This window comes from Sphingobacterium sp. DR205 (genome assembly GCF_011064245.1).
Taxonomy (GTDB): Bacteria; Bacteroidota; Bacteroidia; order Sphingobacteriales; family Sphingobacteriaceae; genus Sphingobacterium; species Sphingobacterium athyrii.
Genome location: NZ_CP049333.1, coordinates 4,562,557 through 4,574,465, shown reverse-complemented (window position 1 = coordinate 4,574,465; position 11,909 = coordinate 4,562,557). Strand labels below are relative to the sequence as shown.

Annotated in this window: 8 protein-coding genes and 1 tRNA gene; 5 read left to right on the top strand and 4 right to left on the bottom strand. The window is 40.4% G+C overall.

Annotation, left to right across the window (positions count from 1 at the left end; genetic code table 11):
* Positions 1-93 precede the first annotated feature (93 nt).
* Together G6053_RS19910 and xerD are read right to left on the bottom strand one after the other, a co-directional pair.
* Positions 94-165: transfer RNA gene (locus G6053_RS19910), tRNA-Arg, on the bottom strand.
* Between the two features lie 327 nt (positions 166-492).
* Complete coding sequence (gene xerD / locus G6053_RS19905; RefSeq protein WP_108633218.1) at positions 493-1,395, bottom strand: site-specific tyrosine recombinase XerD; 903 nt, start codon at positions 1,393-1,395, stop codon at positions 493-495.
* A gap of 226 nt (positions 1,396-1,621) precedes the next feature.
* Here xerD and G6053_RS19900 point away from each other — a divergent pair, with 226 nt between their 5' ends.
* Positions 1,622-4,477, top strand: coding sequence for a M16 family metallopeptidase (locus G6053_RS19900; protein ID WP_165308113.1), 2,856 nt, complete (start codon positions 1,622-1,624; stop codon positions 4,475-4,477).
* Positions 4,478-4,603: 126 nt separating this feature from the next.
* Here the strand turns inward: G6053_RS19900 and G6053_RS19895 are convergent, their stop codons facing one another.
* Positions 4,604-5,464, bottom strand: coding sequence for an RNA polymerase sigma factor RpoD/SigA (locus tag G6053_RS19895; protein ID WP_028068906.1), 861 nt, complete (start codon positions 5,462-5,464; stop codon positions 4,604-4,606).
* A 388-nt stretch (positions 5,465-5,852) separates the two neighbouring features.
* Here G6053_RS19895 and G6053_RS19890 point away from each other — a divergent pair, with 388 nt between their 5' ends.
* Positions 5,853-6,074: a helix-turn-helix transcriptional regulator gene (locus G6053_RS19890; protein WP_165308112.1), complete on the top strand. Its 222-nt coding sequence runs from the start codon at positions 5,853-5,855 to the stop codon at positions 6,072-6,074.
* Here the strand turns inward: G6053_RS19890 and fmt are convergent.
* Positions 6,071-6,988 (bottom strand): methionyl-tRNA formyltransferase, encoded by a 918-nt coding sequence (gene fmt / locus G6053_RS19885; protein ID WP_108633221.1) that lies wholly within the window; start codon positions 6,986-6,988, stop codon positions 6,071-6,073. The two genes, G6053_RS19890 and fmt, sit on opposite strands and share 4 nt — an antisense overlap.
* A 149-nt stretch (positions 6,989-7,137) precedes the next feature.
* Between fmt and G6053_RS19880 the strand changes: the two genes are divergently transcribed.
* From G6053_RS19880 to icd, 3 genes are all read left to right on the top strand, one after another.
* A complete protein-coding gene (locus G6053_RS19880) occupies positions 7,138-8,355 on the top strand; it encodes an FtsX-like permease family protein (protein WP_108633222.1) in 1,218 nt (405 codons plus the stop codon).
* A 112-nt stretch (positions 8,356-8,467) separates the two neighbouring features.
* On the top strand, positions 8,468-10,591 hold the full coding sequence (locus G6053_RS19875) for a cation:proton antiporter (protein ID WP_165308110.1): 2,124 nt from the start codon (positions 8,468-8,470) through the stop codon (positions 10,589-10,591).
* A gap of 26 nt (positions 10,592-10,617) precedes the next feature.
* Positions 10,618-11,880: an NADP-dependent isocitrate dehydrogenase gene (gene icd, locus G6053_RS19870; RefSeq protein ID WP_165308109.1), complete on the top strand. Its 1,263-nt coding sequence runs from the start codon at positions 10,618-10,620 to the stop codon at positions 11,878-11,880.
* Positions 11,881-11,909: the final 29 nt, after the last annotated feature.

The window sequence follows — 11,909 nt, the reverse complement described above, 5'->3', positions numbered from 1 at the left end:
ATAAAAAATGAAGATTGTTGCGTACATTTTTCATTTATGTTAACACTAAAAAAGACGATCAATTGATCGTCTTTTTTAGTGTTAAATAGGATGTGTTCCCGGCGGGGGTCGAACCCACATCGTCAGAACCGGAATCTGAAATTCTATCCATTGAACTACGGGAACGTGTCGCAAAGATATACTATTTTCCAGATCTTACAAATAATCTTTGCGATAAAATTTAAACTTTTGAACGGGGGATTTCAGGAGCATGGCCATCCTAGTTTTAGTCGCCCAGCTTTTATAATTTATGCCATTCCGGTTTTCTGGCCTAACTTTTTGTCTATTAGTAACATGTATTCAAGATTGTGTTTAAGCTGTGCTGCACTGTTTACTCGGATGCTTTACACAGACTGCAAATTCCAATGGGTTTAGGTCAGCAAAAAAATATCATTGCATGTGGCTCAACAAACATTTTAAACTTACCTATTGATTTGCCCAACCGATAACAGATTAAGATCTGGGATGGTATTGTGTGATGATGGAATGGAGGTAATCCCGATCAATATGTGTATATATTTCAGTTGTTGTAATACTTTCATGCCCCAGCATATCTTGTACAGCCCTTAAATCAGCACCGCCTTCAACGAGGTGAGAGGCAAAGCTATGTCTAAATGTATGGGGGCTAATCGTCTTTTGCAATCCAATTTTTTGAGCAAGCTCCTTAATGATCAGAAAGATCATCACCCTGGATAAAGCCGAACCTCTTCTGTTCAGAAATACAATGTCCTCATTCCCATCTTTGATTTTAATATGTGGTCTAACGGAATCTAAATAGAGCCTTAAATGTTTGATCGCCTGCTGACCGATGGGAATCAGCCGTTCTTTACTGCCTTTGCCTTCCACTTTGATAAATTCTACATCGAGAAACAAATTGGATATCTTGAGGTTGACGAGTTCGGATACCCGCAGTCCACAGCCATATAATACTTCAATAATTGTTTTGTTGCGCTCACCCTCAGGGCTAGATAGATCTATGGCTGCAATTAATTGGTCAATCTCATGAATGCTCAATACACTCGGCAGTTTTCTGCTCAGCCGTGGTGCCTGCAGCAGTTCTGTCGGGTTGTTGTCCAGTTCATGTTCGATAATCAAAAAACTAAAAAATGTTTTTAGTCCGGATATCAGGCGCGATTGCGTGAACGGCGATATGTTAAATTCCTGCAACCACTGTAGAAAATGCTGAATATCTTTGCGGGCAACCTGATTTAAACCGAGGTTATTGTCCTCACAATAGATCTGGAATTTAGAAACATCGTTCAGGTAAGCGTCTATCGAGTTGATGCTTAAACCCCGCTCGAACTTTAGAAATTGTTCGAATTCTTTTTTAATGACCTGCCAGTTGCTGAAATCCATTTGCAACAAAATTACAATTAACTATTGTTCTTTTCGAAAGATATTCTGTATTTTTAAGCGTATTTTTTACAAAACATGAGCAATAGCAATGAGAAGCTCCATCCCATAAGGGATATTAAAAGTATTTTATCCGTATTTTACTATCTATCGGGAGAATTGGTCTCCAATCCCGTTTACCTTAATACAAACAATTAGCAAAAAATAACTAAAAAAGAGATTTTTTTGTATGAAATTCATTAAACCACTCGCATTAGCCTTTTTACTACCCGCGACTTTCTATGGAGTAGAAGCAAAAATGCCAACCACCTTGAGGGCGGAAGCCAGAGCTATTCTGTCACAGGATAGTTTGGCCTTAAATCAAAAATTACCTTTCGACAATGAAGTTGTTACCGGTAAACTAAAAAATGGATTTACATATTTTATCCGTAAAAATACAGAGCCCAAGGGCCGTGTTACCATGTATTTGGGCATGAAAGCCGGTTCGATCCTGGAAAATGAAAAGCAGCTCGGGTTGGCGCATTTTTTGGAACACATGAACTTTAATGGTCTGAAGCATTTTCCAAAAAATGAACTTGTCAATTACCTCCAAAAAGCAGGTGTCCGGTTTGGCTCAGATCTGAATGCCTATACCAGTTTTGATCAGACGGTCTATCAATTACCTATACCGTCGGATGATCCGGAATTGTTAAAAAATGGAATGCAGGTCATGCGCGACTGGGCGCAGGATGCTCTATTGGATGGTGAGGAAATTGATAAAGAACGTGGGGTAATTTTGGAAGAGAAACGCGGGGGAAGAGGCGTGCAACAACGTCTACAAGATCAGTATTTTCCGATGGTACTCAACGGATCTCTTTACTCAAAACGTTTGCCGATTGGTACGGAAGAAATTTTAAAGACCTTTCCATATACCGAAATACGTAAGTTTCACCAGGACTGGTATCGCCCAGATCTGCAGGCGCTCATTATCGTCGGTGATATTGATCCTAAAGCAATCGAAGAAAAAGTGAAGGTGTTATTTTCGGATATGACGATGCCGAAGAAGGTTCTTCCACGTAAAGAGTTTCGGGTGGATCTATTGAATAAAAATCAATTTTTGACGATCTCGGATCCAGAACTTCCTTATACCGTGGCTCAGATCCTGATCAAGAACGAAAAGGAAAAGGTGGTTACTGTTGGAGATTACCGCAATGAATTGCTCAAAAGCATTTTCAATCAGATGATTGCTGGCCGTTTTTCTGAGCTGATGCAGCAACCTAATCCACCTTTTATGCAAGCAGGAGGTAGTATCGGCGATTTAGTGGCTAACCTAAATACGTTCTCCCTAGTGGTGGTACCTAAACCGGGAGAACTGGAATCAGGGTTTAAAGCGATGTTGACCGAATTTGAGCGTATCCAAAAATACGGCTTTACACAGACTGAGCTTGATCGGGCACTTGCTGATATGAAGAAGGGCAATGAAATGGCCTATATCGAGCGGGATAAGAAAAAATCCGATAGCTATGTCAACCGTTACCTGAACTACTTTATCGACAACGAGCCTGCCTTGAGTAACGAGGCTTCCTATAACTTATCAAAACAATTATTGCCCACTTTAAAACTGGAAGAGGTAAATGCCCTGGTCAAAAAATATTATACCGATTTAAATCGTGATATATTAATTATGGGGCCAGAAAAGGAAAAGGCGAACCTGCCTACAGAACAAGCTGTTTTGGGATGGGTGAAGGCGGTCGAAGATAGTCCGGTTTCTGCTTATGAGGATAAGGTCTCCAGTCTTCCCTTGCTTTCCAAAGAACCTACTAAGGGTTCAATCGTGTCCTCAAAGGATGTCACAGCGGTCCAAGCTAAAGAATTGGTTTTGAGCAATGGCGTGAAGGTGATTTTAAAACCTACAGATTTTAAAAATGACGAAATCCAGATTATGGCCTATAGTCCTGGAGGAACGTCGTTGTATGCTGATGCTGATTACTTCTCCGCTTCAAATGCCTCTTCATTAGTCGATGCGAGCGGTGTCGGACAAATGAGTAATGTCGAATTAACGAAATACCTTGCCGGGAAGGAGGTATCGATTTCTCCGTATATTTCCGAGCGCTATGAGGGTATCTCTGGTCGCACAGATAAGGAAGGCCTGAAAAATGCCTTTGAGTTGATCTATGGTTATTTTACGGAACCACGGCTGGATAGCGATGTCTTTCAGAGCACCATGACCAGAGCAAAAGGGGCATTGGAGAACAGGCTGAGCGACCCCAATAATGTCTTTTCAGATAAAGTAAAAGAAGTGCTCTATGGTAATAATGTACGGAGACAAAACCCGACAGTCGAAACGCTTACAAAGATTGATCCTAATCGTGCATTGGCAATTTATAAAGAGCGATTTGCAGATGCTTCGGATTTCGTCTTTACTATTGTGGGATCATTTGATGAAAACCAGATTAAGCCATATATTGAGACTTATCTTGCCGCTCTGCCTGCGGTCAAACGGGGAGAGAACTATAAAGATTTAAATATTCTGGAGCCAGCTAAAGGGGAGCGTGTTGTCGTGCACAAAGGCAAGGAGCAGAAGGCAAGTACACAATTGGCTTATTATGGCGACTATAGCTATAATGAAAATGAAAATGTCAATATGGAAGCTTTAGAAAGTGTATTGACGATCAAATTACTTGAACGATTGCGGGAGAAAGAAGGCGGTGTGTATGGCGTCGGTGCCCGTGCCGGTTTCAATAAACTTCCTAAAGCACGTTACGCCTTTTCAATTGGTTTTGGTTCAGCAGTGGATAAGGCGGACCCATTGATCAGCTCTGCTTTGGACGAGGTGAAAAAGATTCAGGACAAAGGGCCGGAGAAGGTGGATATTGAGAAATTTGTGGCTGAACAAAGAAGACAGAACGAATTAAACCTGCGGGAGAACGGCTATTGGCTGAATTATATCTCCAGTTCTTACCAAAATGATCTGGATATCAGTAGATATACACGTCGCACGGAAAACCTGAATAAAGTCACGCCGAAATCTGTACAGGATGTCGCGGGGAAATATTTGAAAAAAGATCGACTTTTTGAATTTATTTTGATGCCAGATTCTAAGTAGGGTAGAATCCATTGCACATACAATAAAAGGGTCGTTTACTGCATGCAGTAAACGACCCTTTTATTGTAAAAAAAAATCCCAATCATTTCTGATTGGGATTGCCAAAAATTTCAATAAATATCTTTTTTAACCTAAATAAGATTTTAAGATTTTGCTTCTTGAAGTGTGTCTCAAACGTTGAAGAGCCTTGTCTTTAATTTGACGTACGCGTTCGCGTGTCAAATTGAATTTCTCGCCGATTTCTTCAAGCGACAGTTGGTGGTTGGAACCTAATCCAAAGAATAGAACGATGATTTCACGTTCTCTTTCTGTTAAAGTTGCCAATGATCGCTTGATTTCTTCTGAAAGAGATTCATCAATTAAAGAGCTATCTGTGTCTGGGTCATGGTTTTCCAATACATCCAAGAGTGTGTTTTCTTCACCTTGAACAAAGGGTGCATCCATGGATACGTGACGGCCGGAATTACTTAAGGTGTCCGAAACCTTATCAACGGTGGTTTCAAGGATATCTGCCAGTTCTTCCGGAGATGGCTCCCGCTCGTATTCCTGTTCTAGTTTTGAGAAAGCCTTACTGATTTTGCTTAGAGAACCGACTTGGTTCAATGGCAGACGTACGATACGTGATTGTTCAGCAATTGCTTGAAGAATAGATTGGCGAATCCACCAAACGGCATAAGAAATAAATTTAAAACCCTTTGTTTCGTCAAAACGTTTAGCTGCTTTAATTAAGCCCAGGTTGCCTTCATTGATTAAATCACCTAAGGTCAATCCTTGATTTTGATATTGTTTTGCTACTGATACTACGAAACGAAGGTTGGTTTTAGTCAATTTTTCCAAGGCAACTTGATCGCCCTCGCGGATGCGCTGTGCTAATTCTACTTCTTCTTCTGCTGTAATTAAGTCTACTTTACCAATTTCATGTAAGTATTTGTCCAAAGACTGGGACTCACGATTGGTGATAGATTGTGTAATTTTGAGCTGTCTCATTAATTTTTATTAATTCTCCTCTCTAAGAAATGTTTGCGAAAATACGAAAAATTTTTGAATTATTAATGGAAAATGGATTATCTATCCGCTCATCTATAATGAGTTATGATTTGGTAGACCTTCATTTTACACTATCAAAAACTATTCCATTTAATATTGTTTTTCTTCCTCAATTGTAGCTTTAATATTCAACTGATTGATATTTAAAGCCCTAACAATTTTTATTTTTTTTCTATTCTCAAGTAATTTATCTAAAGATATCAGATATGTTACGTGTGCTCCATTCTTTCAATTTATTTTAAAATGATAATTTTATGATAAAACAAAAAGATATATGTTTTGTTTTACTAGAGACATTAAATAAATTTAAAGGAATAAAAATTATAATATGCCAATCTTAATTCATTTGGATAAAATAATGAAAGAGAAAAAAATGTCACTTAACCAATTGAGTGATAGTGTAGGGATTACGCTTTCTAATCTTTCAATCATAAAAAACCAAAAGGCCAAGGCCCTGCGGTTAGATACACTTGAAGCAATATGTAGAGCACTAGACTGCCAGCCCGGTGATTTGTTGCAATATTATGACGGTGGTGATGAGAAAATCTAGAATCTGTAGCCTTTTAAAAAGTCTACGACATTCATTTTCTTTTTGCCTTCCAGCTGCAGTTCTGATACGCTGATATAGCCATCTTGCGTTGCAAACTTCAAATAGCTTTTTTGGTCTGTCTCTATTGTTCCCGGAGCGACAGCGGTAGCTGTTTGCTCTTTTTCCGTTTGATATATTTTTAAGACTTTGTCTTTCAGGATCGTGAATGCTGTAGGGTAGGGACTAAGTCCGCGTATAAAGTTGTAAACAACGTCGGTAGATTGATTCCAGTTGATTTTACAATCGTCTTTGAAGATTTTTGGTGCATGTTTCAATGCGGTTGTTGGGACGATGTTGTCTTGGCTTTTAGGTTGCAGAGTTCCTGCTTTTAACGCCTGGATTGTTTGGAGCAATGTTCGGGCTCCTGCATGCATCAGCTTGTCGTGAAGATCTCCGGCGGTATCCGTTTCACGGATAGCAACTTTTTCGGCCAACAGTATATTTCCTGTGTCAATTTCATGCTGCAATAGGAATGTGGTCACCCCAGATTCTTTTTCACCGTTCATAATGGCATGATTGATCGGTGCAGCACCCCTGTACTGCGGAAGTAAAGAAGCGTGGACGTTAATCGTACCGTATTTCGGCATGTCCCAGACCATTTCGGGCAACATGCGGAATGCGACTACGACCTGAAGGTCGGCCTGATAACTCTTTAGTTCAGTAAGAAAGCCTTCGTCCCGGAGTTTGACCGGTTGAAGAACCGGAATATGATGTTGTGTGGCGTATATTTTAACGGCTGATTCCTGTATTTTCTGTCCCCGGCCGGCAGGCTTGTCCGGTACTGTAACGACAGCAACGACTTGTTCGCCAGATTGAATGAGTGCTTCAAGTGAAGCAACAGCAAAGTCAGGAGTCCCCATGAAAATGATACGCATAGTAGAGGTGTTTTTTATAAAATTCTTAAAATCAATCAATAACTTGGCAGATGATCAATCCGCCGCGAAAGCGCTAATTATTTGTTATTACAGTTTTGTAAATAACAAATTTTTATAACTTTGCGAAGTTACATAAATATATTGAAAGCTTGAATTTTCCTTATTTTTTAGCAAATCGAATAGCATTTTCCGGTAAACGGACTTTCTCTAAATTGATTGTTCGGGTTACAATTGGTGCAATTGCGCTAGCCATTGCTGCCATTATTATCTCTATTGCTGTTTTGCGGGGATTTAAAGGGGAAATTATTAGCAAGCAACGCGGCTTTTTTGCGGATGTACTGGTTTTGCGTTACGATCTAAATAAATCCTACGAAAATTCACCTATTTCACTTACGCCCAAACTTCACAAAGCCATATTGGCGAATCCGCAAGTGTATTCCATCAATGCATTTGCGACGAAGGCTGGCATCATCAATGTGAATGATGAGGTGGAAGGTGTTGTTTTAAAAGGAATTGATTCACTATATGATCAGCAGCCGATAAAAAATATGCTGCTCGAAGGGAATACCATAGATTTTAAGTCCGAGACTGTCGATAATCAGATTTTAATCTCTAAATATCTGGCCGACCGGCTTCTCTTAAAAGTAGGTGATGATTTTATTATGTATTTTGTTCAGGAGCCTATCCGTAAAAGAAAGTTTGTCATTAAAGGAATATTTAATACGGGCTCAGAAGAACTGGACAAGGTGTACGTGATCGGATCGCTTAACCTCATTAGAAAACTGAGCAATCTTGATGACAATGAGGTAGGAGGGTATGAAATTCGGATTAAAGATTTCAGTCAGCTGGGACAGACAACAGCTAAGATAGAGGATATGTTGCCGATTGATATGCAGGCAATCAATATTAAAGATCAGGTGCCGGATATTTTTCAGTGGTTGGATCTACTGGATATGAATACCAAGATTATCTTTATACTCATGACTGTGGTGGCTATTATCAATATGATCTCGGCCTTATTGATTACCATTCTTGAGCGTACTTCCATGATCGGTATTTTAAAGGCGCTGGGCTACCATAATGCAGGTATTCGACGGGTGTTTATGTATAGCGCATTATACCTGATCGGTCTTGGCCTGCTGATCGGTAACCTCATCGGTTTAGGCTTTTATTTTTTACAGGATTATACCCATTTTTTTAAGTTGGATGAGCAAACCTACTATATTTCTTATGTGGCTGTAAAGCTTTATTGGTCAGACGTCGTATTGGTCAATCTTGCTGTAGTCTTTATTGGTATGGTTTCCCTGTTTATTCCTTCGATGTTAATTACCAAGATTAGTCCGATAAAAGCAATTTCTTTTAAGTAAGCCTTTTTTTAGGACTCGTTTTGCTGGAAAAATCGTATTTTTAGGGCTGTTAGCTATTTTCGGCTAGTAAGGAAATAGCTAGATACATTTTACCGATAGCATACGAGCACATATGAATAAAACTTTCGAGCATATTTCCCAAGCTTTTGAAGCGCCTTTACAAAATCCCGTACTTATTTTTTCACTGGTACTCTTTATTATCCTTCTTTCCCCCATCATCCTTCGGCCAATTAAAGTACCGGGTATTATCGGACTGATTATCTCCGGTGTCATTATTGGCCCCCACGGATTAAATTGGCTGGAGAAAAATTCAGCTATTAACCTGTTTTCAACCATAGGGCTTTTATATATCATGTTTATTGCCGGGCTGGAACTGGATATGAATGAATTCAAAAAGACTAAAAATAAAAGCTTACTGTTTGGTTTTTTTACATTTATCGTTCCCATAAGCATCGGTTATCCCGTTTGTCATTTACTATTGGGATATGATGTCCTGGCGAGTTTGTTGATATCGAGTATGTTTGCGACCCATACTTTGGTGTCTTATCCCATCGTGAATAGTTATGGGATCTCTAAGATGGAAGCGGTGGCGATTACAATTGGTGGAACGATTCTGACTGATACGGCGGTGCTCATCATCTTGGCTGTCATTACAGGTGTCTCACAAGGGAATATAGGAAATGAATTTTGGGTTACACTCGGTATTTCCTTTGCGATTTTCCTCTTTATTATGTTTGGTGTTATTCCGAGGATTGCGAAATGGTTTTTTGAGCGGCTGGGCAGTGAAAAAACAGCAAACTATATTTTTGTACTTTCCGTTGTATTTTTTGCGGCCTTTCTGGCAGAAATAGCGGGTTTGGAACCCATTATCGGAGCTTTTGTGGCGGGTTTGGCTTTGAATAAATTGATACCACATTCTTCAGCACTGATGAATCGAATTGAATTCATTGGTAATGCCATTTTCATTCCTTTTTTTCTGATATCTGTCGGTATGATTGTGGATGTAAGTGTTATTTTGAAAGGACCACAGGCATTAATTATAGCCGGTACGCTTACGATTGTGGCTATTGTGGGGAAATATGCGGCGGCTTGGCTGACACAGAAAATATTCAAGTATAGCCGTGGGCAGCGCAACCTGATTTTCGGTCTGAGCAGTGCGCATGCTGCAGCTACATTGGCTGTTATTATGGTCGGTCACAAAAACGGAATTATAGATGAAAATGTGCTGAACGGAACAATTTTGCTCATTTTGGTAACCTGTATAGTTGCGACCATCGTCACGGGAAATGCTTCTAAAAAAGTGGTTATGGACGGCGAACAGGATGAGGAGCATACAGATGTGGTAAAAGAAAAAGATGAAAACATCTTGATCTCTATTGCTAATATGGATAATATGGAGCCGATCCTTGATTTTTCAACCTACATCAAGAGTAAAAAGTGTACCTATCCAGTGAGTATTGTATCTGTAGTAAAGGATAATGAGCAGGCACAACTGAATATGGCCCGCGCGCGTAAGAATCTGGACAATATGGTACGTTATGCTTCGGGTTCGGAGACAAATGTCAATATCAGTGCAACGATAGATTTAAATATTGCCAGCGGTGTGGCCCGGTCAGCAAAAGAGGTGTCGGCCAATTGTATTGTGCTGGGCTGGCCAAGCGCAGCCAATTTTATGGATAAATTTGTCGGCGAAAAAACAGAAAGTATTCTCAACAGAACGTCGGCCAATGTAATGCTCTGTCATTTTAAAAAGCCTTTTATTTCCAATAAATCCATTGTTGTGTTTGCTCCGCCGATGTGTGAGGCCGAGTTTGGTTTTGAATACTGGTTGGAAAAGGTTATCAAGCTTGCTCAGGAGCTCTCTGTTCCCATTTCTTTTGTCGTTGATACACGGTCTGCTTCGGCGATCAAAGGGCATCTCGCCGAAATCAAAAACTCTGTTCCCGTGACGTTCAGGCATTACGATGATTGGGATAATTTACAGGGACTAAAAGCGTTTAAAGAAGAAGAGTCCATGTTTATCTTTGTTTCTGCACGGAATGGGGAAGTATCCTATCGGGATTCGCTGGATGGTGTTGCAAAAAAATTAGATCGTATCTACGCAAACGAAAACCTTGTTTTGGTGTTTCCTAGTAGAATAGAGAATGCGCATATCGACGAATACGAGGATGTTGAGGCTGCACCGATATTCCGGAAGATTAGTAAAGAGATTGGAAATATGTTTAATAAAGGATAGTTGCTATCCGCTAAAAACGCAGATTTATGTCAAATAAAATTACAATGTCCAACGAAGGAACATTACAGGTTCCAGATTTCCCAACGATTCCTTTTATCATCGGTGATGGCATAGGTCCTGACCTATGGCATGCCGCAGTGCGTGTTTTTGATCGGGCTGTAGAGAAGGCATATGATGGACGGCGGAAAATCAGCTGGAAAGAAGTTTTGGCGGGAGAAAAAGCTTTTCATGAAACCGGTGAGTGGTTGCCAAAGGAAACTTTAGCTGTACTACGCGAATATCTGGTGGGCATAAAAGGGCCATTGACTACTCCTGTAGGCGGTGGTATCCGCTCATTGAATGTTGCCTTGCGCAAAGACCTGGATCTGTATGTCTGTCAGCGGCCGACGAAATGGTTTGAGGGGGTACCGTCTCCAGTCAAACATCCTGAATATGTGAATATGGTTATCTTCCGCGAAAATACCGAAGATATCTATGCCGGTATCGAGTTTCAGGCCGGCAGTGCTGAATCCAATAAATTGCAGGATTTCCTTCATGACGAACTTGATATTGATTATAACTTTTCGAGTACGACAGGGGTTGGGGTCAAACTGGTTTCTGAAGAAGGATCCAAACGTCTGGTTCGTGCAGCCATCGAACATGCTATTCAATATGGATTACCTTCGGTGACCATCGTCCACAAGGGTAATATCATGAAATATACCGAAGGAGCCTTCAAAATCTGGGGCTTCGAGGTCGCTGAAACGGAATTTGCGGATAAAACCTATACCTGGGGACAATGGGAGCGAACCAAGGCTGAGAAAGGTGAGACCGTTGCCAATCAGGAACAAAAAGATGCGCTTGCTGCCGGTAAAATTTTGGTTAAGGATATTATTGCGGATAATTTTCTGCAACAGATCCTGCTTAACCCGCGTGACTTTTCGGTGGTGGCAACCTTAAATTTAAATGGGGACTATATCTCTGATGCCCTTGCAGCCATGGTCGGTGGGATAGGTATCGCGCCGGGAGCGAACATAAACTTTAAGACAGGGCATGCCGTTTTTGAAGCTACGCATGGTACCGCGCCGCGATTTGCAAATACAAATACCATGAATCCGTCATCTGTTATTCTCAGTGGAGTGATGATGCTGGAATATTTAGGCTGGACAGAGGCTTCGGCAGCTATCGTAAAGGCACTCGGGGAAACCATTATTGCAAAAACGGTGACCGTGGATTTTTACAATTTAATGGATGATGCAACATTGGTGAAAACCAGTGAGTTCGCAGATCGGATCATTGAAAAATTATAAGAATTTTCTTTTTTAAGATATTAAGCAGA

Excerpts from the sequence above, each read along its gene's own strand:
- G6053_RS19890 (WP_165308112.1), top strand. The coding sequence starts at position 5,853 with ATGCCAATCTTAATTCATTTGGATAAAATAATGAAAGAGAAAAAAATG.
- icd (WP_165308109.1), top strand. The coding sequence starts at position 10,618 with ATGTCAAATAAAATTACAATGTCCAACGAAGGAACATTACAGGTTCCA.
- fmt (WP_108633221.1), bottom strand. The coding sequence starts at position 6,988 with ATGCGTATCATTTTCATGGGGACTCCTGACTTTGCTGTTGCTTCACTT.
- G6053_RS19895 (WP_028068906.1), bottom strand. The coding sequence starts at position 5,464 with ATGAGACAGCTCAAAATTACACAATCTATCACCAATCGTGAGTCCCAG.
- G6053_RS19875 (WP_165308110.1), top strand. The coding sequence starts at position 8,468 with ATGAATAAAACTTTCGAGCATATTTCCCAAGCTTTTGAAGCGCCTTTA.
- G6053_RS19900 (WP_165308113.1), top strand. The coding sequence starts at position 1,622 with ATGAAATTCATTAAACCACTCGCATTAGCCTTTTTACTACCCGCGACT.
- xerD (WP_108633218.1), bottom strand. The coding sequence starts at position 1,395 with ATGGATTTCAGCAACTGGCAGGTCATTAAAAAAGAATTCGAACAATTT.